Genomic DNA, 22,893 nt, shown 5'->3' with positions numbered 1-22,893 from the left:
TTGTGCGGTGCCACGGGGCACCCGCATGAGCGCGCCTTCCCTCTCTGGCGTCCTTGAGGCGGCCATCTACGTCGAAGACCTCGACTCGGCAGAGGCGTTTTACGGCGGTCTCCTGGGGCTGGAACGGATCATTCGCGTCGACGTGCGGCACGTGTTTTTCCGGTGCGGCGCATCTGTCGTGCTGGCCTTTGTCGCCGAGGCCACGCGACACCCCCCTGCCCCCGATGCCTTGCCGGTGCCGCCGCATGGGGCCAAAGGCCCCGGACACATCTGTTTCGCCACACCGGAGCAGGGGCTGGACGCGCTTGCCGCCCGCCTGACCGCTGCCGGTGTCGACATCGAAAGCGATTTTCGTTGGCCCCATGGTCCGCGATCCCTCTACGTGCGCGATCCCGCTGGCAACAGCGTCGAATTCGCGGACCCCGCCCTTTGGAGCCTAGACGTATGACAGCAAGCCCGGTGATCCAGGCCAGCCACCTCGACCTGACATTCCAGACCGCCGATGGGCCGGTCCACGCGCTGAAAGATGTCAGCCTCGACATCGAAAAGGGCAGTTTTGTCAGCTTTATCGGCCCGTCGGGCTGCGGCAAGACCACTTTTCTGCGCTGTATCGCGGCGCTGGAACATCCCACCGGCGGCAGTCTGACGGTCAACGGCATGACCCCCGATGAGGCGCGGCGCGCGCGCGCCTATGGTTATGTGTTTCAGGCGGCGGGGCTGTACCCGTGGCGCACCATCGGGCGCAATATCGCGCTGCCGCTGGAGATCATGGGGTTTTCCAAGGCCGAACAGGCCGAGCGTGTGGCGCGGGTGCTGGAGCTTGTGGAGTTATCGGGTTTTGAAAAGAAATTCCCCTGGCAACTGTCCGGAGGCATGCAACAACGTGCGTCTATTGCAAGGGCGCTGGCCTTTGACGCCGACCTTTTGCTGATGGATGAACCGTTCGGCGCACTGGATGAGATCGTCCGCGATCATCTGAACGAGGAACTGCTGAAGCTCTGGGCCAAGACCGAAAAGACCATCGGTTTCGTGACCCACTCGATCCCCGAGGCGGTGTATCTGTCGACGCATATCGTGGTGATGTCGCCCCGACCCGGTCGGATCACCGATGTTATCGTGTCCCCCCTGCCCAAGGAACGCCCGCTGGACATTCGCGATACGCCAGAGTTCATCGAGGTGGCGCACCGCGTCCGCGAGGGGCTGCGTGCGGGGTATGAGGAATGAGCGCGGGATTCCTGACGTGGCTTGGCGGTGCGATGGCGGTCTTTCTGGGCGCAAGCGCCGCGCTGCGGTCCTATGTCGACAATCAGCGGCTGATGCTGCTGGGGCTGGCCTTGGTCCTGTATACGTTGGGCAACCTGATGATGGTGCGCCTGATGCGTGAAGGCGGCATGGCGGTGGCAATCTCTGTCTCGGCGGTGCTGCAACTGGTTCTGGCCGCGTTGGTGGCCTTTATGTTTTTCGGCGAACGCCCCCTGCCGTTGCAGATGGCGGGCATTGTTCTTGGCGTCGTTGCGGTGGCCCTGATCCTGATAGCCCCCAACGTCGGAGGCGCACGATGACAAGGTTCATCCCCCCGGTTCTGGGTATGGTGCTTGCGCTGATCGCGCTGTGGTACGTCGCCGTGGTGCCGATGAACGTGAAAGAGGTGCTGACGGCGGCAGAGCGTGCGGGGGTTGCGGTCTCGCCCCCTTCGGCGGTCGAGCGGCGCGATATGGGCAACTGGGCGCTGGTGGTGCGCAACACGCACGCGCTTGGCGATAGCTGGAGCTCTGACAGGCCGAAACTGCCCGCGCCGCATCAGGTGCTGGTCGAGCTTTACGACTCGACCATTGATGAGGAAGTGAACGGGCGGCGGGGGATCGTGCGGTCGGGGACGCTGTCGAACCGGTCACTGGTGTACCACGCCATTGTCACGCTGAACGCGACCTTTCTGGGGTTTGTGATCGGCACGGTGTTGGGCGTCGGGTTGGCCGTGGGGATCGTACACAGCCGCGTCATGGACATGAGCGTGATGCCTTGGGCGATTGTCAGCCAGACCATCCCCATCGTGGCCTTGGCGCCGATGATCATCGTTGTGCTCTATTCGATTGGCGTGCAGGGGCTGATCCCCAAAGCGGTGATTTCGGCCTATCTGTCGTTCTTTCCGGTGGTCGTGGGCATGGTCAAGGGGCTGCGCAGCCCGGACTCGATGCAGATGGACCTGATGCGCACCTATAACGCACCCACGTCCGCCGTGCTGTGGAAGCTGCGCCTGCCCGCGTCGGTCCCCTATCTGTTTGCCTCGCTCAAGATCGCCATCGCGGCCAGCCTTGTTGGGGCCATCGTGGGGGAACTGCCGGTGCAGAAAGGCGGCCTTGGCGCGCGGATGCTGGCGGGCAGCTACTACGGCCAGACCGCGCAGATCTGGGCGGCGCTGCTGGTGGCGGCGGGTCTGGCGGCGGTGCTGGTCTGGGCAACAAGCTGGATAGAGCGGCGGACCCTGCGCAAGATGGGGGCCAAGCCATGACCCTTGTGGTGTTTGCTGTCCTTCTCTGGGCCATCGGATTTGGTGTGAACGTGATGCTGGCGAACGGCCCGGCGCGGGACACGGGCGCGGTGCGCCTTACGGTGCCGTTGATCTTTGGCGCGACCGTGCTGGGCATGTGGGAACTGGTGGTGCGCGGGATGCAGGTGCCAACGGTGATCCTGCCGCCGCCCTCGCTGATCGCGTCCAGCTTTGCCGGGAACCTGTCGACGCTCTGGGGCGACTTTACCCAGACGATCCTGAAAGGCGCGCTGTCGGGCTATGTCATCGGCTGCGGCGCGGCCTTTCTGACCGCGCTGCTGGTGGATCGGTCGGACTATCTGCGCCGGGGGTTGCTGCCGCTGGGCAACTTCATGGCGGCGCTGCCGATTGTGGGCACCGCGCCGATCCTTGTGATGTGGTTCGGCTTTGGCTGGCAGAGCAAGGCGGCGGTTGTGGTGCTGATGGTCTATTTCCCGATGCTGGTGAACACGGTCGCGGGCCTGTCGGAAACCTCCGCCATGCAGCGCGACCTGATGCGCACTTACGCGGCCACTTGGGGGCAATCGCTGTGGACACTCCGCCTGCCCGCCGCGCTGCCCTTCATCTTTAACGGGCTCAAGATTTCCTCGACGCTGGCGCTGATCGGGGCCATCGTTGCCGAGTTCTTTGGCAGTCCGACGCAAGGGTTGGGATTTCGCATCTCGACCAGCATCGGACAGCTTGACCTTGGCATGGTTTGGTCGGCCATCCTTGTGTCGGCGCTGTCGGGGACGGCGTTTTACGGCCTTGTGGCCCTTGCCGAACGCCGCATGACATTCTGGCACGCCTCTTTCCGAGGCGGGCGATAACCGGACCGGGAAAACCGGCCAAAAGACTAGGCACCAAGGAGGTACTGAAAAGATGAAACAGACATGGATCGCCGCCGTTGCGGCATTGGGGATGGCGTCCCCGGCACTGGCCGCGGATGAGGTCAAATTGCAACTGAAATGGGTCACGCAGGCGCAGTTCGCAGGCTACTACGTGGCGCTGGAAAACGGCTATTACGACGAGGCCGATCTGGACGTGACCGTCATGCCCGGCGGCCCCGACATCGCACCGACGCAGGTGATCGCCGGGGGCGGTGCCGACGTGGTGGTGGAATGGATGCCCGCCGCTTTGTCCGCGCGGGAAAACGGCCTGCCGCTGGTCAACATCGCGCAGCCGTTCAAATCCTCCGGCATGATGCTGACCTGCTGGAAAGACGCCGGAATCACGGAACCGGCCGATCTGGACAACCGCACGCTGGGGGTCTGGTTCTTTGGCAATGAATTCCCCTTCCTGTCGTGGATGAGCAGCCTTGGCATCAAGACCGACGGCAAGATGGACGGCTCTGTCGAGGTGCTGAAACAGGGGTTCAACGTCGACCCACTGTTGCAGCGTCAGGCCGATTGCATTTCGACCATGACCTATAACGAATACTGGCAGGTGATCGACGCGGGCGTGGACGCCGGGGAACTGGTGACCTTCAAGTATCAGGATCAGGGCGTGGCGACGATGGAGGATGGCCTTTACGTGCTGGAGGAAAACCTTGCCGATCCGGCCTTTGTGGACAAGATGACCCGCTTTGTCGCCGCCTCGATGAAAGGCTGGAAATGGGCCGAGGAAAACCCCGAGGACGCGGCGATGATCGTGCTGGACTACGATGAGACCGGCGCCCAGACCGAGGCGCACCAGATCCGCATGATGGGCGAGGTGGCCAAGCTGACCGCAGGGTCAAACGGTGCTCTGGACCCGGCGGATTACCAGCGCACAGTCGATACCCTGCTGGCAGGTGGTTCGGACCCGGTGATCACCAAGCAGCCTGAGGGCGCTTGGACGCATGTGATCTCGGACGCGGCGCTGAACTGAGCCGATTGAACGGACCGGCGCGAGGCCCTTTGCGGGGCCTCGCGTTTTTTTGACCGGAGGGCGGCTCAGCCGCCTTTGACGCCCGCCACGTTCACGTACAAGGCATAGACAGACTGCGCGGCGGCCATGAAGATCCGGCTGTTGGCGCGCCCGCCAAAGCACAGGTTGGCACAGCGTTCCGGCAAGGCGATGCGACCGATGGGCCTGCCATCCGGCGCAAAGACCATGACGCCGTCCAATTCCGGATCGCCCATGCCCCAGCCGCACCACAGGTTCCCCTCGACATCGCAGCGCATCCCGTCCGGCGTGCCCGGTCCGGCGTCGATCTGCACGCGTTTGTTGGACAGGGTGCGTCCGTCGCTGCCGACATCGTAGGCAAGGATCTTGCGGGTCGGCACGCCTCGGGATTCGACGATGTAGAGGATGCTTTCATCCGGCGAGAAACACAGCCCATTGGGGCCAAGCACGTCATCGGCGACGACAATGGCCTCACCCGTGTCCGGGTTCAGGCAATAGACATTCTGGGTCAGTTCCGGCTCTGACCTGTAGCCCTCATAGTTGCCCAAGATGCCGAACACCGGGTCCGAGAACCAGATAGAGCCGTCAGATTTGACGATGATATCGTTGGGCGAATTCAGGCGTTTGCCATCAAAGCTGTCCATCAGGACGGTGATGGTGCCGTCGTATTCGGTCCGGGTGATGCGCCGCCCGCCATGTTCGCAAGAGATCAGGCGGCCTTGCCGGTCCCGCGTGTGGCCATTGGCAAAATTAGACGGTGCGCGGAACGGGCTGACCTGCCCGGTCTCTTCGTCCCAGCGCATGATCCGGTTGTTGGGAATATCGCTCCACAACAGGTGGCGGGCGTCGCCGAACCAGACCGGCCCTTCGGCCCAGCGCATGCCGGTGGCCAGCCGTTCGACCCCCGCCAGAGGCAGGCGGTACTTGTCAAAGGCGGGGTCCAGCGATTGCACCGCCGGGTCGGGGTAACGTGTCGTCGGGGTCCAGCCGTTCGGGAAAAGGTCGTTGTCGCTCACCTGTGATCTCCTGTTGCTGCTGCGCCTTGCGGCGCGGATGTATTGGGCGGGATGCCAACCCTAACGCTTGTTCAGGGCGATCCCCTGCCCCGCCTGCCGGGGCCGGTCGAGGGTGTCATGCACGGTCAAGACCTGCGCAAGCCGGCCGGCCACCTGTGGCTGCCACGCCTCGGCGCGGCGCGCATTGAGATCAAAGCCAAGGAACTTGACCTCATTGGTGGCGCTGAGATTGCCGTCCGCGTCCATCACACGGTGGAACAGGATCAGCCGTTTGGCGTCCACCTCCAGCAGTTGCGTCTGAATGGAAAACGCATCGCCCTCGGCCAGTTCGCCGGTGTAGGTGACGTGGTTTTCGATAATGGCGTATTCGTGGCCCTGCCGCGCCTCGATGGTCTGGACCGGCGCGTTGATCCAGTTCCAGAAGGCCCAGTTCGCCTGATCGCAGATGGTCAGGTAATGCGCCATGTTGAGGTGGTGAAATTCGTCCACCCAGTCGGGTTTGACCGTGTTGCGGACCAGAACCAGCGGGGCTGCGATGTCCCCTGTCCAGTCGTGCAGGAAGGTTTCCGTGACCAGCATCAGCGCCCCTTCCAGACCGGATCGCGTTTCTCCGAGAAAGACGCGATGCCCTCTGCCGCGTCCGCGCTGGCGTAGATGCGGTCATAGATCGGCAGGTCGCCCGAGCGCATTCTGGCATAGGCCTCTTCTTCGCTCAGCCCGGTTGTGGCGCGGTCGATTTCCTTGATCGCCTGCAACGACAAGGGGGCAGAAGCGGCGACACGCTCTGCCAGCGCCAAGGCCGCGTCCAGCAGGTCAGCACCCGGCACCACCGCATTCACCAGCCCCCAGCGGGAGAGCTCCTGCGCCGTCGCACGGCGGCCCGTCATCATCATTTCCATCGCGATGGAGCGCGGCAACAGGCGCGGCAGGCGGATCACGCCGCCGGAATCGGGCACCACACCGATGGTCGCCTCTGGCAGGCCGAATTCGGCGTGGTCCGCCGCCACGATCATGTCCGCCGCCAGCGCCAGTTCAAACCCGCCGCCCAGCGCCATGCCGTTGACAGCGGCGATCACCGGCTTTTTCAGGCCCCAGAACTCTGTCAGACCGGCAAAGCCGCCGACGCCCTGATCCGCATCCGCCGCCTCGCCCTCGGCCGCCGCCTTGAGATCCCACCCGGCAGAGAAAAACCGCGTGCCGCCGCCGGTGACAATGCCCACCGACAGGCCATCATCGTCTTGCAAGGTCTGGAACGCCGCGCCCAGCGCCATGCTGGTCGCCGCCGCGATGGCGTTGGCCTTGGGCCGGTCAAGGGTGATCAACAGGACGCGCCCGTGCCGCTGAGTGGTGACGTCGCTCATGTTTCAACCAATCGTGCCAGATAGGCCCCGTAGCCCGATTTTCCGAACAGCCGCGCGCGTTGCATCAGCGCGTCGGCGTCGATCCAGCCCTGTTGATAGGCGATCTCTTCGGGGCAGCCAACCTGTTGGCCCTGCCGTTCCGACAGGGTGCGCACAAAATTTCCCGCGTCCAGCAGCGAGGCATGGGTGCCGGTGTCCAGCCAGGCATAGCCCCGGCCCATTTGTTGCACACTCAGCAGCCCGGCATGCAGGTACATCTCCAGCAGCGAGGTGATCTCCAGCTCGCCCCGCGCCGAGGGCACCACCGCGCGGGCGCGTTCGGGGGCAGAGCCGTCGAGAAAATAAAGTCCCGTCACCGCATAGGGCGACGGCGCTTTGACAGGTTTCTCGATGAGGCTGCGCACCGTGCCATCGGGGCCAAAATCGACCACGCCGTACCGTTCCGGGTCCGCCACCCGGTAACCAAAGACCGTGCCGCCCTCCGCCTGCTCATCCGCCGCGCGCAACTGTTCGGGCAATCCGTGGCCGAAAAAGATGTTGTCGCCCAGCACCATGGCCGAGGGCGCACCCGCAAGGAATGCCTCTGCCAGCAGATAGGCCTGCGCCAACCCGTCCGGAGAGGGCTGCACCACATAGTCCAAGGACAGCCCCCACTGGCTGCCATCGCCCAGCGTGCGGCGGAACTGGTCCTGATCCTGCGGCGTGGTGATGATACAGATCTCGCGGATGCCGGTCAGCATCAGCACCGACAGCGGATAGTAGATCATCGGCTTGTCATAGATCGGCAAAAGCTGTTTCGACACACCCATGGTGATCGGATACAGCCGCGTGCCCGATCCCCCGGCCAGAATGATGCCCTTGCGCTGTGTCATGCCTGTGTCATGGGTGATAAGCCCCTCTTGCTTGACGGTTGCCGGTCTGTTGCCCGCGCACTCTGGCAAGAGTGAGGCGAAATCGGAAACACTCTTCGTGCATCGGCGGTGTCCTGTGCCAGACTGGCCACGGTTGCGCCTTACTGTCGCCCCGCGTCCCGTGTAGAACGGATCGGACGACAGGACCGACGGGGGCCCGATGCTTGACGTACAACCCACCGCGCTGCCCGGCGTGCTGATCCTCACGCCGCGCCGTTTCGGCGACGCGCGCGGGTTTTTCAGTGAAACGTGGAACCGGCAGCGCATGGCCGACCACGGGATCGAGATCGATTTCGTGCAGGACAACCATTCGCTGTCGGCAGAGGCGGGCACCGTGCGCGGTCTGCATTTTCAGGCCCCGCCACATGCGCAGCACAAACTGGTGCGCTGCGGGCGTGGCCGGCTGTTCGACGTGGCGGTGGATATCCGGGTGGGCTCTCCGACCTATGGCAACTGGATCGGGGTGGAACTGTCCGCGGAGAACGGCAAGCAACTGCTGATCCCCGCCGGCTTTCTGCATGGCTTTGTCACCCGCGCGGCGGACACCGAGATCGTCTATAAATGCTCGGACTACTATGCCCCGGAAACCGAAGGCGCGGTGCACTATGACGACCCTTCGATCGGCATCGACTGGGGGCTGACCGCACCAGCCGTGCTCAGCGACAAGGACGCCGGGGCCCCTGTGTTCAAGGCCTTCAACAGCCCCTTCACCTGGGAGGGCGCGGCATGAAACTGTTGGTGACCGGCGGGGCCGGGTTCATCGGCTCTGCCGTCGTGCGCCGGGCGATTGCGCAGGGCCATGAGGTGGTCAATCTGGATGCGCTGACCTATGCCGCCTGTCTCGACAATGTCGCCAGCGTGGTGGACCACCCCGGCTATGCCTTCGAGCAGGCCGATATCCGCGACCGCGCCGCGCTGGACCGGGTGTTTGACGCCCATCGCCCCGACGCGGTGATGCATCTGGCCGCCGAAAGCCATGTGGACAGGTCCATCGACGGGCCCGGCACCTTTATCGACACCAATGTCATGGGCACCTTTCACCTGCTGGAGGCGGCCCGCGCCTATTGGACCGGGGCGGGCAGGCCCGAGGCGTTCCGCTTTCACCACATCTCGACCGATGAAGTCTATGGCTCGCTCCCGGCAGACCCCCGGACCCGGTTCACCGAAGACACCGCCTACGACCCCAGATCGCCCTATTCCGCGTCCAAGGCAGGGTCGGACCATCTGGTGCGCGCGTGGCATGAGACCTACGGACTGCCGGTGGTGCTGACCAATTGCTCGAACAATTACGGCCCCTACCATTTCCCCGAAAAGCTGATCCCGGTGGTGATCCTGAACGCGCTGGCGGGCAAACCCCTGCCGATCTACGGCGACGGGTCCAATGTGCGCGACTGGCTCTATGTCGAGGACCACGCCGAGGCCCTGTTGCAGGTGATCACGCGCGGCACGGTGGGGCGCAGCTACGCCATCGGCGGAGAGAACGAACGCACGAACCTGCAACTGGTGCAGACGCTCTGCGCGATCCTTGACCGCAAGCGCCCTTTGCCAAAGGGGTCTTACGCCGACCTCATCACCTTTGTGACTGACCGCCCCGGCCATGACGCGCGTTACGCCATCGACCCCGCGCGCATCCGCGATGAACTGGGCTGGCGGCCATCGGTGACGGTCGAAGAGGGGCTGGAACGGACGGTGGACTGGTATCTGGCGCATGAACCCTGGTGGCGCGCCTTGCAACACCGGCAGGGCGTAGGACAGCGGCTGGGAGTGACGGCGTGATCCTTGTCTTTGGCCGCACCGGGCAGGTCGCCACAGAATTGCAGCGGCTGGGTGATGTGACGGCGCTTGGCCGCGACGACGCCAATCTGGAAGACCCCCGGACCTGCGCGGACGCCATCCGCCAGCACCGCCCCGATATCGTCATCAACGCCGCCGCCTATACCGCCGTGGACCACGCCGAACAGGACGCGGCGCGCGCCACCCTGATCAATGGCGCGGCCCCCGCCGCCATGGCCCGCGCCTGTGCGGATGCGGGCGCGGCGCTGGTGCATATCTCGACCGACTACGTCTTTGACGGCTCGGGCTCCGCCCCATGGACCCCGGACGCCCCCACCGCGCCGATCAACGCCTATGGCCGCTCCAAACTGGCCGGGGAAGCGGGCATACGCGCGGCGGGCGGCACATACGCCATCCTGCGCACCTCTTGGGTGTTCTCGGCCCACGGTGCCAATTTTGTGAAAACCATGCTGCGGCTGGGGGCGGACCGGGACCGGCTGAACATCGTCGCCGACCAGATCGGCGGCCCGACCTCCGCCGCCGCCATCGCCCGCGCCTGCCTTGCGGTGGGTCGGGCGCTGCGCCACAACCCGCAAAAGACCGGCACCTATCACCTTTCCGGCACCCCGGAGACCAGCTGGGCCGATTTCGCCCGCGCCATCTTTGACCGCGCGGGCCTTGGGACACAGGTGCTGGACATCGCAACCGCCGCCTATCCGACGCCCGCCGCCCGCCCGCTGAATTCGCGGCTGGACAACAGCAGCCTCACCCGGACCTTTGGGTTGCCGCGCCCCGACTGGCGCGCCGATCTCAATGAGGTGTTGCGGGAACTGGCGGCGCGCTGATCCCGGCTTCTTCTCTGTCCAAATACACCCGGGGGTGAATGCGCCAAAGGCGCAGAGGGGGCAGCGCCCCCTGCGCGCCCAACAAATGTGCATCGGCCTTCAAGGCGCGCCACGGGGCCGCGTTGCCGCTTCCATGGTCGCGCCCCTCTTGCCTATAACGGAATGATGACCTCAGACGGACCATCCCCGATGCCACCGCCCGCCCCGCTGTCAAACCGTCTGCGCGCGCTCCTGATGCGGCTTTATCCGGAGCGCGACGCCGACATGCTGACCGCGCAGGTGATCGAGGCGTTCTGGCCCGATCAATCCGCCACCCGCAAACGCGCCCGCAAGCCCGGCAATACCCTATGGTCGCAAAAGGACGCGCTGCTGATCAGCTATGGCGACAGCCTGATCGACGGCGTCTACAAACCGCTGGACCTGCTGCGCGACTTTCTGAGCAGCCACATGCAGGGGGTGGTGAACGGGGTCCATATCCTGCCGTTCTTCCCGTTCACCTCTGACGACGGCTTTGCCGTGACCGATTATCGCAAGGTGAACCCGACGCTGGGCGACTGGCCGGACATCCGCCGGATCGGCGCGGAATGGCACCTGATGTCGGATCTGGTGCTCAACCACGTCTCAAGTCAGGGCACCTGGTTCAACGCCTACCGCCAGGGCCAGGCCCCCTTTGACGGGTTCTTTTACGAAGCCTCACCCGAGGACGACCTGTCGATGGTGGTCCGTCCGCGCATCACGCCGCTGCTGCAAGAGGTCGAGACGGCGATGGGCACCCGACATGTCTGGTGCACCTTCAGCCACGATCAGGTCGATCTGGACTTCCGCAACCCCGAGGTGCTGCTGGAAATCATCCGCATCATCCGGCTGCATGTGGACGCAGGCGTCAAGATCGTCCGACTGGATGCGGTGGCCTTTGTCTGGAAGGAACCCGGCACGCCCTCGATCCATCTGCCCAAGACCCATGCCATTGTGCAGCTGTTGCGCGTGCTGGCGGATTTCGCGGCGGAACCGATTGTCCTGCTGACGGAGACGAACGTGCCCAAGGCCGAGAACCTCAGCTATTTCGGGCAGTTGAATGAGGCGCACTGGATCTACAACTTTCCCCTGCCGCCGTTGATCCTGCACGCGATGCTGTCGGGCGATGCCAAGGCGCTGTCGAACTGGCAGCGGGCGATGCCCCCTGCCCCGCATGGCTGCGCCTACCTGAACTTCTCGTCCAGTCACGACGGCATCGGCATGCGCCCCGCCGAGGGGCTGCTGCCGGATGAGGAAATCGCCCGGATGATCCAGACCGTGCAGGAAACCGGCGGCCTTGCCTCGATGCGGGCGCTGCCCGGCGGCGGGACGGCGGTCTATGAACTGAACACCACCTTCTTTTCGGCCATGAAACGCACCTACAAGGGGCCGGACGGGTTGCAGGTGGACCGCTTTGTCTGCTCGCAGACCATCGTGATGTCGCTGGAGGGTATCCCGGCTTTCTACATCCACGCCATGCTGGCCACCGAGAATGACCTAGAGGGCGTCGCGCGGCGCGGCATGAACCGGGCGATTAACCGGCATCGCTGGGACTATCCTGAGTTGCGGGCAAAGCTGGCCGATCCGACAAGCGATCAGGCGCGGGTGCTGGCAGCGCTGTCAGAGCGGCTGCGGCTGCGGTCGAAACAGGCGGCGTTCCATCCCAACGCGACGAATTTCACCCTGATGGTGGATGACCGGGTCTTTGCCGTCTGGCGGCAGGCGCTGGACCGCAGTCAGTCGATCTTTGCCTTGCACAACGTCAGCGCCGAAACGGTCGACCTGCCGCCCCGCGCGCTGAACCTGATCGCGGATGAGGATTGGGTGGATCTGCTGTCCGGTGAGACCCTGCACCCGGAAGAGGACGGCGTCACGCTGGCCCCCTATCAATGCCGGTGGATCACCAACCGAAAGTGAGGCGCGCGCCTATCGGTCGACACCCCTTTGGATATTGCTCAGCAGGACACGGGCACGCGCGGCATGGGCGCCTCTGGGGTACTGGCTGAGATAGTTGTGCAACCCCGCCTCGCCCCGCGCACGGCTCCAGATAGCGGTTTCCTGAGCGGAAACGGCGGCACGGACTGGTTGTCTGACGGGAGGGACCGCGACGGTGGCCTGCGGGGCTTGCGTGGCGGCGAGGTCCGCCAGACGCGCGATCTGCTGCGCGTCGATATAGCCGGTCACTGCCGCCCCGTCGCTATTCTGCCATGCGGCGATTGCCCCGCGCGTGACCGGGCCGAATATGCCGTCGATGCCGCGCGTCGGGAACCCAAGGCGTACCAGATCGCGCTGGATCGACCGCCGCGCCGCCGGATCCAGCGTCAGCGCCGCCTCTGCCACGGCCCCCTGCGCCCGGTCCGCAAAGTGCCCCTGCGGGAAGCTGTCGAGATAGCCGCGAAAGGCATCGACGCTGCCCGCCCCCTGCGCCTGCTGCCAAGCCATGTCGTCCAGCCGCCGCGCCCGGTTTCGTGCGGCTGTTTGTTCGGCTTCTGTGGGGGGCCTGACCTCTGTATGGTCCAGCACCACAAGGCTGTCAGAGCGGTGTCCGTCGATGGTCAGGTCATAGCCTTCTGCCGCCCGTTCCAGTCGCGTGCCGGGTTGCGCCATTTCGCGGGCGGCGAACTGCGCCACCTGATCGGATGGGCCACGGATCACGGTCACGCCGTTGGGAACAACCAGCGCGCCGAGGGCCTCTTGTGCCCCGGCCTCCCCCAATACAAGGAAGGCCCGGCGCGGGCTTTGCGCCAGCACGTCCAGAACGGCAGACAGCGACAGGCCTGGAGCCCCCGCTGCCTGATCCGGGCCGGCAGGCCGCAGATAAACGTCGCCCGGCCCCTGCACAAACTTGCCCGACAGGACAACAACCAGCGGGGCCTCATCCTTGGCAATCGAGCCGACGAAGGCATCAAAGGCCTGCGCCATGGGAGCGTGCCCGCCGTTTGCCAGCGCCTCGACCTCTTGCCCGCGCAGACGCAGGGCATGGGCCACCTCCTGCACCTCGGCGGGGCCGAAACCGGCGGTCACTTCGCCGTAGCGGGCATTGCCGATGACCAGCGCGTCGCCGGTGATGAACAGGGCGAATGAGGGGGTTCCAGCCAAGGCGCCCAGCAGCGCCAGTCCCGCTTTCCACATCATCACATGTCCCTCCGTGTCGTCCCGAGTCGCCTGTGCAGGCGGGTAATCCCGCCCGAGCGTAGCGCCTTCCTTGGCGCACGTCGACATTGCCGGGGGGGGGGCGTGGTCGCTCAGAACGCCTTGGGCGCGTACTCATCATTGTCGGCGGCGGCGGCCGCGCGCAACTCGCTGACAATCCCGGCGTCGGCGGCGTTTACGCGGCTCCAGTTCGGGACAAAGGGCGTCTCATTCGGCTTGTCGAGGAAGACGTGGCCCGCCGCCATGATGTTGTTGGCGAACAGTTCGATGGTCTTTTCCTCGCGGTGACGATCGATGGTCAGGCCGTTCATCTTGGCGTCATTGTCATAGAATTCCACCAGATCCAGCGCGACCCGGTAATACGTGGCCTTGAGCGCGCGAAAGACGTTTGGGGTAAAGACCGTGCCGTCGGCGGCCAACTTGCGGAAGATCGCCTTGCAGATGTCCATCGACATACGGTTAAGCCCGGTGGCGGCGTCCTCTTCGCTGACCGCCTGATGTTTGTGGTCATAGGCGTCGGCGATTTCCACCTGACAGACCGAATGCCGCCCCAGATTGCGCCAGACCTCTGACAGGACGCCGATCTCCAGCCCCCAGTCCGACGGGATACGCAGATCGGGCAAAAGCGAGGTGCGCAGCGCAAACTCCCCCGACAGCGGATAGCGGAAGGCGCGCAGGTAATCGATGTAATCGCGGTCACCGACCACCTTTTTCAGCGCGATCAGCAGCGGTGACACCAAGAGGCGGGTCACCCGCCCGTTCAGCTTGCCGTCGCCGATGCGGGGATAGAACCCCTTGGACAACTGATAGCGGAAATTCGGGTTCACCACGGGGTAGACCAGCCGGTCCAGAAGATCGCGCTTGTAGGTGACGATATCGCAGTCATGCAGCGCCATCACGGCGCTGTCGGCGCAGGAAATCAGGTAGCCCATGCAGGTCCACATGTTCTTGCCCTTGCCCTGCTCCTCTGGTGCCAGTCCCATCCCGACCAGCTTGGCGTCCAGCGCCTGCATACGGGGGCTGTCGTTCCAGAGCACCACATGGTCCTGCGGCAGGCGGGCAAAGAAATCGCGGGCGCGCCGGAACTGGGATTCATCGGCGCGGTCGAGGCCGATGATGATGCGGTGCAGGTAAGTGACCTTGCTCAGCTCATCGATGATGTTGCCCATGGCCGGGCCTTCGAGTTCGGAAAACAGGCAAGGCAGGACGAGGCTGATCTTGCGGGTCTGGGCGTAGGTCTCGATCTCATAGATCAATTCCTCCTGCGGGCGCGAGCGGAGGTTGTGAAACTGCGCGATATTGCCGTTCTGGTGAAAATCCGCCATGCGAGTCAGTCCTTTGTGTCGTTCAGAAAGGCCAGCACCGCCTCGGCCCAGCCATTTGGGCCGAAACCTGTGGTGCGCCGGATGGTGCCCTGCGCTTCACCGGGCAATTCGGGGATGCCGGGGCCGTGGTCGTTGCGCACGATGACGCCGAAATCGGCGGCCCGCAGCATGTCGCTGTCGTTGGGCGCGTCGCCCAGCGCCAGCGTGCGCCGCGCGTGCAGTTCGGCGGCAATCTGGCGCAAGCCGTCGGCCTTGGTGCGCCCGTGCGAGAGCGTCAGGAACCTCCCGCCGGACCGTGCGTGAATGCCCTGCTCTGCGAGGCCCTCCAGAAAGGCGGTGCGCCCCGCGTCCGTACCATGCCAGAGACCGGGCTCTGAATGCTGGCGTTGGCGGGCGCGTTTTGCCGACGCCAGTGGCAGGCCGGTGATCTGCGTGACCTCGGCGTCTGTCATATCGCCAAAGCCGGTGAACAGGGCGCGCAGATCGGCGGGCAGCGCGTCCAGCGCGGCGCGGATTGCGATATAGGGTGCATCATCTGCGCCACGTGCCCCGAAGCGGTAGATCCCTGCTCCGTTTTCGACGATGGCGGGCCAATGCCCGAGGTTCAGCGCCTTGTGCAGCACAGCGACCTCGGCGGCGGTTTTGGACGTGGCAAGGATCAGCGGGATGCCCCGCGCGGCAAGCGCATCCAGTGCCGGTTGCGCCGGGGCGTATGAGTAATTTTCGTGATCCAGAAGGGTCCCGTCCAGATCGCTGAAGACGACAAGTTCTGTCACGCGGGATGCCGATGTTTCATTGCCGTCCTGTTATGACGGCCCGCAGCGGGTCACGCCAGCGCAGCGACCGGGCAGAGCCGCCGGCTGCGCAAAAAATGGGCGGCTGCACGCCAATTGCCCGAAGCGCCCGAAAAACAGGCGCTTCAGGTCTGGCGTACCACAACGTCAACGGCCGCTTGGCCGGCCACCACCCGTCGCGCGTTGGGGATGTCGTTGGACAGCGCCTTTTGCAGCGCCGCCTCTGGGGTGAACCCATAGCCAAGCCAGCGGCTTACAAGGCGGCGCTCCAGTTCCTCCTCGGGCACGTCCAGAAAAACGGTCGCGTCCCAGAGCGGCATCAGACTATCCCATGGGGCTTCGGCAAAACATAGGTAATTGCCTTCGGCCACAACGATTTCCGTGTCCGGGCCGATCTCTTGCGCACCCGCGATGGCGATTTCGCGGGAGCGGTCAAAGACCGGCAGAAAAACCGACGGTTCAGACGCGACCCGGAGCAGCATGGCCCTGAACCCATCGAAATCAAAGGTCTCTGGCGCGCCTTTGCGCGGCAGCAGGCCGCGCGGTTCCAGCAGCCGGTTGTCGAGGTGAAAGCCGTCCATCGGCATCAGCACCGCGCGCGGGCCAAGATGATCGACCAGTGCCTCTGCCAAGGTGGATTTGCCCGACCCCGGCGGGCCCGCAACGGCCAGCATCAGGCGGCGGCCCTTGGGCGTGACCTGTGCAAGCCGGTCAGAAACCCGGCGAAGGTTTGCTTCGGAAATCATCGCTCAGAACGCCTGCGCCGCTGCGACGGCGCGTTTCCATGCGGCGTATTTGGCGCTGCGGTTGTCTTCATCCATGTCCGGCTCGAACCGGCGGTCCAGTGCCCATGTCTCGGCAAAGCCCGCCATGTCGGGGTACAGCCCCGCCCGCTGTCCGGCGAGCCAAGCGGCCCCCATGGCGGTGGTTTCCAGCACTTCGGGCCGGTCGACCGATGCGCCGATGATGTCCGACAGAAACTGCATCGCCCAGTCCGACGCGGTCATGCCACCATCGACCCGCAGGGTCGCGGTCGCCTTGTCGCCGCCGCTGGAGGCCCCCCAGTCGGCCTGCATCGCCTCCAGCAGGTCACGGGTCTGGTAGCCCACGGATTCAAGCGCGGCGCGCGCCAGTTCCGCCGGGCCGGAATTGCGGGTCAGGCCAAAGATCGCGCCGCGGCAGTCCGCGTTCCAATAGGGCGCGCCAAGTCCGGTGAAGGCGGGGACAAGGATGATGTTCTGTCCCTCGTCGGCGGTGGCGGCCAAAGGCTGGGTCTCTGCGGCCTCGCGGATGATCTTCAACCCGTCACGCAGCCATTGCACCACCGCACCGGCAACAAAGATCGACCCTTCAAGTGCATAGCTGCGCTTGCCATCCAGTTGATAGGCGATCGTGGTCAAAAGCCGGTGGGTGCTGGTCACCGGCGTGTCGCCGGTGTTGAGCAGGGCAAAACAGCCGGTGCCATAGGTGGATTTCATCATCCCCGGTTTGAAACAGGCCTGCCCCACGGTGGCGGCCTGCTGATCGCCCGCCACGCCAAGGATCGGGATTTCGCGGCCAAAGAGGTCGGCGCGCGTCATGCCGAAATCCGCGGCGCAGTCCAGCACCTCTGGCAACATGGACTTGGGGATGTTCAGCATGGCGCACATCTGATCCGACCATGCCCCGCGATGGATGTCGAACAGCATGGTGCGGGCCGCATTGGTGGCATCGGTGACATGGCGCGCACCACCGGTCAGGTTCCAGATCAGCCAACTGTCCACGGTGCCGAACAGCAGCTCTCCGGCCTCGGCCCGCGCGCGGGCACCCTCGACGTTGTCAAGCAGCCACGCCAGTTTGGTGCCCGAGAAATACGGATCGAGCAACAGGCCGGTGGCCTCGGTCACGGCGCGTTCGTGGCCCGCCTCTTTGAGCGCGCGGCACATGTCGGCGGTGCGGCGATCCTGCCAGACAATCGCGTTGTGGATGGGTTTGCCCGTGGCGCGATCCCAGACCAATGTCGTTTCGCGCTGGTTGGTGATGCCGATACCGGCAACCTCCGAAGGGCGCAGATTGGCCTTTTCCAGCGCCGCCCGGCAGGTGGCCGCCGTGGTGGCCCAAAGATCCGACGGATCATGTTCGACCCAGCCGGAGGCCGGATAATACTGGGGAAACTCCTCTTGCGCCGCACTGACGATCTTTAGCCCGGCGTCAAAAACGATGGCCCGGCTTGACGTGGTGCCCTGATCAATGGCCAGAATATAGCCCATGGTCCGCTCCTCCCGATGCAGGCGCCCGGTCTTGTGCCGGGGCCTCCCGTGACTAGCCCCGCCCGCCTGCGCTGACAAGATGTTCACAAACCACGACAGGGAACGCGGCGGGCCCTGTCCGCGTTCCATAAGGGAGTACAGGACGGGTGCGGCGTGCCGCCTGCCCGCAGGATGCACAAGGAGGCCCCGATGTTGCACGACCTTTCAGAGCTGTCTGACACGCCGCTTGAAACCCTCTCTGGCCCGGCGGCCCTGCGCGAGGTCTTTTTCGACCGCGCAACAGGCCGCATCCGCCTTGTGGCCATCGAGATGACACAGGCGGCCCCCCGGACAGAGGCGCTGATCGACGCGGCGCGCCTGTCGACCCCGGTACATGAGGCCGGGGGGTGGACGCTTGCCGTGGGCGACGATGAAATCGCCGAGGCGCTGAGTTGGCCCGAAGTGCTGGACAGCGACGCCCAAGACCTGACGATCTGGCCGATGGTTGTGGCTGGGCCGCTGGGCACCAGTTTCGCGCCTTTGCTGGCGCTGTCCGCGCTGCGCGCCAATATGCCCGAGTCCGACGACACATCGCCGGACACCCAGACCGCCAATGAACTGGTCGCGCCGCTGGAACAGGCCAGCGACTGGATCGGCGCGGCGGTCTTTGGACAGGATGGAGAGCTTGGGCGATTGACCGCGCTGCTGTTTGAGCCCGCCACCCGGACCATTCGCGGACTGCGCTTGACCGATACACCCGATGGCGGCCCCTGCGACCTTCCCTTTGCCAGCCTGCGGCACCGGGCCGAGGCGGGCGGGCATCTTGTGGTCGATGCGCATCGCGCCGATCTGAAGACCGTCGCCGAGACCGAGCTATGACCCGACAGGGTTAAAAAAGGTTATCCGGCGGGGAACAAAACCTTCCGCCGGGCATTGGGTTGCTATCAAGGCACGAGACCTGCGGGTGCATTCCCTCCCCTCTCCCCCGCCCGCAAGATAACGCCCCCGTCGGTGCTCCGCCGGGGGCGTTTCCTTGCGCGGGTCATGGACCGGGGGGGGCGTGCGGCGCACATGCACAGCCACCGGGCACACGAAAAACGCCCGCCGCGAAACCGCGACGGGCGTTTGCCTGTTCTATTCAGAGTGGATCAGTCGAGCAGGGCCGAATGCAGCGTCGATTGTGCGCCGTGCATATCGACGTGGACCAGCGCGTCGTGTTGTTCCAGCACGTCATGAATCGCCACCAGCTTGGCCACATGCGAGGCCGAGGGGTGATCTACGATCATTTGCAGACGGGCACGGCCCTCCGGCGGTACCTCCGCCAGTTCAAAGGCCTCGACAAATTGATGCAGATCGGCGGCAAGCCCATCCCGGACCTGCGCGTTCGCGGGGGCCGTCAGCAAGGCGGCAGCGAAAGTGAGTGCGATGATACGGAGCATTGTGATCCTCCTGGTCCGGTTGCGGTCTTTGGGCAAATTCTGCCCGTCCGGTCGCGCCGTCATGGCGGCGACCGTGGTTTCTGGTCTTGCGATCTGGTGTCGTGGTACGGGCTTGGCGGCGCGCCGGTCGAAAACTAGAGCTTGCCGGGCGGCGGCTCACACCGGGGCGGCACCGTTGGCGTCGGCAGACACATCGCGTTCATGTTCGTTGCCCCCCATTTGGCCAACTGTTTTCGACAATGGCGCCGAACGAGCGACGCCCCAGCGGAGGGCTATGTCATGGCAGCGCGGCGAGTTGCCGCAAAACATGCCTCCGTCCGCTGTCTTCAATAGCAAAACTCCGCCAATGCGGAAAAGGTTCCCTTGCGCTCGCAATTCCCCGCAATTTGGGTGCGGGGAACGAATCGCCAGAGCCGCGCGTTGCGCCCCAGCGGGGAATTTACCGCCACCGAAGGACAGGCCAGACATGAACGCATTCACCCTTTCGACCCGTGGCGGACACGTCCCCGTCCCGCCGCAGCGTGCGGTGGACCCGCTGGTTTTTCTGCCCGGCCTGTTCATGACCAGCGACGCCTGGACACCGATTTGCCAAACCATGGGGCTGCGCAACCGGCTGATGCTGGATCTGCCGGGACACCGCGCCGGAGAAACGGCGGCGCAGGTGGTCGAGATGCTGCAAGACGATCGCTGGCTGGACCGGATGGCGGCGCAGATCGCGCAATTTTCCGATGGCGGCCCGGTGCATCTGGTCGGCCATTCCAGCGGCGGGCTGGTGAGCCTGCTGCTGGCGCTGCGCGCGCCGCATCTTGTGCGCTCTCTGGTGCTGGTGGGCGCGCCGGTCACCGGTCGCCGCGACCTGCCGCGTGACATTGGCGGGGCGCTCATGGCGCATGATCTGGCCGGACGGTGGAGCATGCCGCTGCTCTGGCGGCTGGGACTGGCGACGCGGGCGAATTTCGAACGCTCCATGGCAACGGTGCTGCCACGCGCGTCGACAAGGCACGTCCCCGAGGCGATGCGGCGCAGCCTGCAACGCTGTGACCCGGAAGCCATCCGCCAGTTTGGAAAATGGGTGCTGGCGCAGGATGTCACCGCCACGATGACGCAGATCGACACGCCCTGCCTTGCCATCATCGGGCGGCATGACCAAGTGGTGCCCGCGCAACACCAGATCAAGCTCTTGCGCCACCTGCCACAGGCGCAGGCACAGTTGGTGCCCGGCGGCCACCTGCCTTTTGTCGAGCAGCCGCAGCACTTTGCCCGGACGTTACGGGGCTGGGTGTCGCTGCCGCACGGCGCGCAGGCGGCCGGGTGACGGGGATGGCGAAAAAACGTGCCTTCGGCTTTGTCCAGACCATGCTGACCCTGCGCCGGATCAGCCGCATCCTTTGGGTCAGGGTCGCCTTGTTGTCCGCCCTGTCGGTGATCGCGGCGCTGTCGGCGGAACTGCTGGGGCCGCTGATACCGGATGGCCCGCGTGACCGGTTCACCGCATCCGCCACGCTGCCGATCCTCAGCATCCTTGCCAACGGGATGCTGGCGGTGGCGACCTTTTCGCTTGGGATCATGGTTTCGACCCACCGCACGCTGGCGCAGCAATCGACCCCGCGCATTCACCGCTTGCTGATGGAAGACACCTCGACCCAGACGATGCTGGCGACCTTTATCGGGGCCTTTGTCTTTGCCCTGTCGTCGATCATCCTTTACCGCGCGGGGTACTACAGCGAAAGCGCCTCGGTCATTGTCTTTGCCGTGACGGTTTTTGTGGTGGCGGCAATCGTCGTGTCGCTGGTGCGCTGGATCGGGCAGTTGTCAAAAATCGGCAGCGTGGAATACGCCCTGTTGCGCGCCGAACAGACCGCGCGTGAGATCCTGTACCAACAGCGACACCTGCCGCGCCTCGGCGGGCGGGCGCTGGAACAGGTGCCAGACGGCGAAGAGACCAAGATCATCGCGCCACGCTCCGGCTTTGTCCGCCGGGTCGAGATGGATGAACTGCAAAGCCGGGCCGAGCGGTGTGACGCCGTGGTCTGCCTGACGGTTCTGCCCGGTTCGATAGTCCTGCGCGAACAGGTGCTGGGCACGCTGCGGGGCAGCGCCGAAACCGACGGTTTTGCCGCCTGTTTCCTGATCGACCCGGAGCGGACCTATGAACAGGACCCGGCCTATGCCCTGCAAGCGCTGCGCGAGTCGGCCTCCAAGGCGCTGTCGCCCGGAATCAACGACCCCAAGACCGCGATCGACGTGATCGCCCGTCTGGAACGCCTGCTATGGGACTGGGCGCTGGCCGATGAGAACGCCGCAGAACCGATCTATGATCGGGTCTACCTGCGTGCGCTTGGGGCGGATGCGCTGGTCGAGGCGGCATTCCGCGATCTGTCGCGGGACGCGGCGGGGTTTGGCGACGTGCTGGAGGCGGTGGCCTTGGCGTTGGCACATCTGCGCCAGCGGATGCCGGCCGAAGGCCGCGCCGTGATCGACGATTTGATCGCCGATCTTCGCGCCCATGGCACCGCCGGGCTGATGACGGAACGGGAGCGCAACCGCCTGACCGTCCGGCTGGACACGCTCGGGCTGTGACCCGCCTGTGATCAGTCTGCCGTCGCCGGGGACCCGTCGCTGACCGGGACGCCGCCGCTCAGGATTTGCGGGCGCATCAGCACCTCGAACCACAGCATCACCGGCAGCGCCACGATGGCCCCCACCGGCCCCCAGAGCCAGAGACCAAAGACAATCGCCACAAAGACGCCCAGCGGATTCATGGCCAGCCGTTGGCCCACCACCCAGGGGGTCACAAAGTTGGCCTCAGTGAAATTGAGCAGCAAATAGGCGACCGCGGGCAGCAACGACATGGCACCGGTAAACTGCAAAAGGCCGGAAATGAGCAGCCCGCAGATGACCATCAGCGGACCAAGGTACAGCATGTAGTTCAACACCGCCGCCGCCAGCCCCCAGAGCATCGCGTATTCCACGCCGATGGCCAGCATCGCCAGCGCGGTGATCGTCCCGAGACAGGCGTTGACCAGCGTGACGGCCGCGAAGTAACGCGCCACCGCGCGATCCGCCTTGCGCAGCTTCGGCTCCAACACGCCAACGGCGGAATAGATCTCGTTCCGGGTGAGCACGAAGAAGAAAAGCGTCCCGATGAAGATAAAGAACTGCGCGCCAAAGTTGGGGGCCAGCCACAATGCGTCGCGCACCGACGGCAGGGCGCTTTTGGTGTCTGCGTCCGCGCCGCCATTCGCCCCCTCGATCTCTTTGCTGATCGTCTCGATCCCACGCAGCACGCCGGACAGGGTGTCGATCCAGCGCGCCGCCGCCGCCTTGAGACGCGGCAGCTGTTCGATGAACATGTTCAGCAGCGGCTCTACCATAAGCAACAGCAGCGCAATCAGGCTGGTTGTGACCAGCAGCAGCAGGATCGCCGTTGCGACCCGCGGCACGCCAAGGGCGGTCAGGCGCTCCGCCAAGGGCGACACAACGATACCGACCACAAGCGCAAAGACCACGGGCGCGATGACCTGCTTGCCAAGGTACAGGCCAATGGTCACCGCAATCATGGTCAGGATAAGCAACATGACGCGCTGTGCGCGGTCGCTGAGGGCAGTGGTCAGCATGT

At 65.0% G+C, this 22,893-nt stretch carries 24 protein-coding genes; 13 read left to right on the top strand and 11 right to left on the bottom strand.

Features of this window, described 5'->3' with window-relative positions; all coding sequences use genetic code 11:
* Positions 1–25: 25 nt before the first annotated feature.
* Genes ACN0S5_RS20220 through ACN0S5_RS20195 form a run of 6 tightly spaced genes read left to right on the top strand, consistent with a single transcriptional unit; the run spans position 26 to position 4,396 of the window.
* The gene (locus ACN0S5_RS20220; protein ID WP_417210725.1) at positions 26–448 is read left to right on the top strand and encodes a VOC family protein; all 423 of its coding nucleotides are present in this window, start codon (positions 26–28) and stop codon (positions 446–448) included.
* Positions 445–1,224 (top strand): ABC transporter ATP-binding protein, encoded by a 780-nt coding sequence (locus tag ACN0S5_RS20215; protein WP_417210723.1) that lies wholly within the window; start codon positions 445–447, stop codon positions 1,222–1,224. Before ACN0S5_RS20220 ends, ACN0S5_RS20215 begins: the two co-directional genes overlap by 4 nt.
* The gene (locus tag ACN0S5_RS20210; RefSeq protein WP_094033096.1) at positions 1,221–1,562 is read left to right on the top strand and encodes an EamA family transporter; all 342 of its coding nucleotides are present in this window, start codon (positions 1,221–1,223) and stop codon (positions 1,560–1,562) included. The genes ACN0S5_RS20215 and ACN0S5_RS20210 overlap by 4 nt, the downstream gene beginning before the upstream one ends.
* The gene (locus ACN0S5_RS20205) at positions 1,559–2,509 is read left to right on the top strand and encodes an ABC transporter permease (RefSeq protein WP_417210721.1); all 951 of its coding nucleotides are present in this window, start codon (positions 1,559–1,561) and stop codon (positions 2,507–2,509) included. Before ACN0S5_RS20210 ends, ACN0S5_RS20205 begins: the two co-directional genes overlap by 4 nt.
* Positions 2,506–3,357, top strand: coding sequence for an ABC transporter permease (locus tag ACN0S5_RS20200; RefSeq protein ID WP_417210719.1), 852 nt, complete (start codon positions 2,506–2,508; stop codon positions 3,355–3,357). The genes ACN0S5_RS20205 and ACN0S5_RS20200 overlap by 4 nt, the downstream gene beginning before the upstream one ends.
* A gap of 52 nt (positions 3,358–3,409) precedes the next feature.
* On the top strand, positions 3,410–4,396 hold the full coding sequence (locus tag ACN0S5_RS20195) for an ABC transporter substrate-binding protein (protein ID WP_417210718.1): 987 nt from the start codon (positions 3,410–3,412) through the stop codon (positions 4,394–4,396).
* Between the two features lie 65 nt (positions 4,397–4,461).
* On the opposite strand, the gene ACN0S5_RS20190 is transcribed toward ACN0S5_RS20195, so the two are convergent.
* From ACN0S5_RS20190 to rfbA, 4 genes are read right to left on the bottom strand one after another with little or no spacing between them, the layout of a single operon-like run.
* A complete protein-coding gene (locus ACN0S5_RS20190) occupies positions 4,462–5,430 on the bottom strand; it encodes an SMP-30/gluconolactonase/LRE family protein (protein ID WP_417210717.1) in 969 nt (322 codons plus the stop codon).
* Positions 5,431–5,490: 60 nt separating this feature from the next.
* Complete coding sequence (locus ACN0S5_RS20185) at positions 5,491–6,009, bottom strand: thioesterase family protein (RefSeq protein ID WP_417210716.1); 519 nt, start codon at positions 6,007–6,009, stop codon at positions 5,491–5,493.
* Positions 6,009–6,791, bottom strand: a complete 783-nt coding sequence (locus tag ACN0S5_RS20180; protein ID WP_417210715.1) for an enoyl-CoA hydratase-related protein — start codon at positions 6,789–6,791, stop codon at positions 6,009–6,011. The genes ACN0S5_RS20185 and ACN0S5_RS20180 overlap by 1 nt, the downstream gene beginning before the upstream one ends.
* Positions 6,788–7,663: a glucose-1-phosphate thymidylyltransferase RfbA gene (rfbA, locus tag ACN0S5_RS20175; protein ID WP_417210714.1), complete on the bottom strand. Its 876-nt coding sequence runs from the start codon at positions 7,661–7,663 to the stop codon at positions 6,788–6,790. Before rfbA ends, ACN0S5_RS20180 begins: the two co-directional genes overlap by 4 nt.
* 199 nt (positions 7,664–7,862) lie before the next feature.
* On the opposite strand from rfbA, the gene rfbC reads away from it, so the two are divergent.
* From rfbC to ACN0S5_RS20155, 4 genes are all read left to right on the top strand, one after another.
* Positions 7,863–8,432, top strand: coding sequence for a dTDP-4-dehydrorhamnose 3,5-epimerase (gene rfbC / locus ACN0S5_RS20170; RefSeq protein WP_417210713.1), 570 nt, complete (start codon positions 7,863–7,865; stop codon positions 8,430–8,432).
* Entirely contained in the window at positions 8,429–9,478 is a 1,050-nt protein-coding gene (gene rfbB, locus ACN0S5_RS20165; protein ID WP_417210712.1) for a dTDP-glucose 4,6-dehydratase, read from the top strand. Before rfbC ends, rfbB begins: the two co-directional genes overlap by 4 nt.
* On the top strand, positions 9,475–10,320 hold the full coding sequence (gene rfbD / locus ACN0S5_RS20160) for a dTDP-4-dehydrorhamnose reductase (RefSeq protein WP_417210711.1): 846 nt from the start codon (positions 9,475–9,477) through the stop codon (positions 10,318–10,320). The genes rfbB and rfbD overlap by 4 nt, the downstream gene beginning before the upstream one ends.
* 189 nt (positions 10,321–10,509) lie before the next feature.
* Positions 10,510–12,252: an alpha-amylase family glycosyl hydrolase gene (locus ACN0S5_RS20155; protein ID WP_417210709.1), complete on the top strand. Its 1,743-nt coding sequence runs from the start codon at positions 10,510–10,512 to the stop codon at positions 12,250–12,252.
* 9 nt (positions 12,253–12,261) lie between these two features.
* Here the strand turns inward: ACN0S5_RS20155 and ACN0S5_RS20150 are convergent, their stop codons facing one another.
* The 5 genes from ACN0S5_RS20150 to glpK form a co-directional block, all read right to left on the bottom strand.
* Positions 12,262–13,470, bottom strand: a complete 1,209-nt coding sequence (locus tag ACN0S5_RS20150) for a peptidoglycan-binding protein (protein ID WP_417210707.1) — start codon at positions 13,468–13,470, stop codon at positions 12,262–12,264.
* Positions 13,471–13,580: 110 nt separating this feature from the next.
* Positions 13,581–14,813 (bottom strand): glycosyl transferase, encoded by a 1,233-nt coding sequence (locus tag ACN0S5_RS20145; RefSeq protein WP_417210706.1) that lies wholly within the window; start codon positions 14,811–14,813, stop codon positions 13,581–13,583.
* A gap of 5 nt (positions 14,814–14,818) precedes the next feature.
* A complete protein-coding gene (locus ACN0S5_RS20140; protein WP_417210705.1) occupies positions 14,819–15,589 on the bottom strand; it encodes an HAD-IIB family hydrolase in 771 nt (256 codons plus the stop codon).
* Positions 15,590–15,732: 143 nt separating this feature from the next.
* Complete coding sequence (locus tag ACN0S5_RS20135; RefSeq protein ID WP_417210704.1) at positions 15,733–16,353, bottom strand: nucleoside triphosphate hydrolase; 621 nt, start codon at positions 16,351–16,353, stop codon at positions 15,733–15,735.
* 3 nt (positions 16,354–16,356) lie between these two features.
* Complete coding sequence (glpK, locus tag ACN0S5_RS20130) at positions 16,357–17,856, bottom strand: glycerol kinase GlpK (protein WP_417210703.1); 1,500 nt, start codon at positions 17,854–17,856, stop codon at positions 16,357–16,359.
* 189 nt (positions 17,857–18,045) lie between these two features.
* Between glpK and ACN0S5_RS20125 the strand changes: the two genes are divergently transcribed.
* Positions 18,046–18,714, top strand: coding sequence for a PRC-barrel domain-containing protein (locus ACN0S5_RS20125; RefSeq protein ID WP_417210701.1), 669 nt, complete (start codon positions 18,046–18,048; stop codon positions 18,712–18,714).
* Positions 18,715–18,983: 269 nt separating this feature from the next.
* Here ACN0S5_RS20125 and ACN0S5_RS20120 read toward each other — a convergent pair whose 3' ends face one another.
* A complete protein-coding gene (locus tag ACN0S5_RS20120; RefSeq protein ID WP_417210700.1) occupies positions 18,984–19,274 on the bottom strand; it encodes a hypothetical protein in 291 nt (96 codons plus the stop codon).
* A gap of 466 nt (positions 19,275–19,740) precedes the next feature.
* Between ACN0S5_RS20120 and ACN0S5_RS20115 the strand changes: the two genes are divergently transcribed.
* Positions 19,741–20,589, top strand: a complete 849-nt coding sequence (locus ACN0S5_RS20115; protein WP_417210697.1) for an alpha/beta fold hydrolase — start codon at positions 19,741–19,743, stop codon at positions 20,587–20,589.
* Between the two features lie 5 nt (positions 20,590–20,594).
* Positions 20,595–21,854 (top strand): DUF2254 domain-containing protein, encoded by a 1,260-nt coding sequence (locus ACN0S5_RS20110; protein WP_417210695.1) that lies wholly within the window; start codon positions 20,595–20,597, stop codon positions 21,852–21,854.
* 11 nt (positions 21,855–21,865) lie between these two features.
* Here ACN0S5_RS20110 and ACN0S5_RS20105 read toward each other — a convergent pair whose 3' ends face one another.
* The gene (locus ACN0S5_RS20105) at positions 21,866–22,891 is read right to left on the bottom strand and encodes an AI-2E family transporter (RefSeq protein ID WP_417210693.1); all 1,026 of its coding nucleotides are present in this window, start codon (positions 22,889–22,891) and stop codon (positions 21,866–21,868) included.
* Positions 22,892–22,893 lie beyond the last annotated feature (2 nt).

The organism is Antarctobacter sp. (genome assembly GCF_048262615.1).
In the GTDB taxonomy this organism is placed as follows: Bacteria; Pseudomonadota; Alphaproteobacteria; order Rhodobacterales; family Rhodobacteraceae; genus Antarctobacter.
Note: the sequence above shows the minus strand (reverse complement) of the source record. Positions and strands in the feature narration are given on the sequence as shown.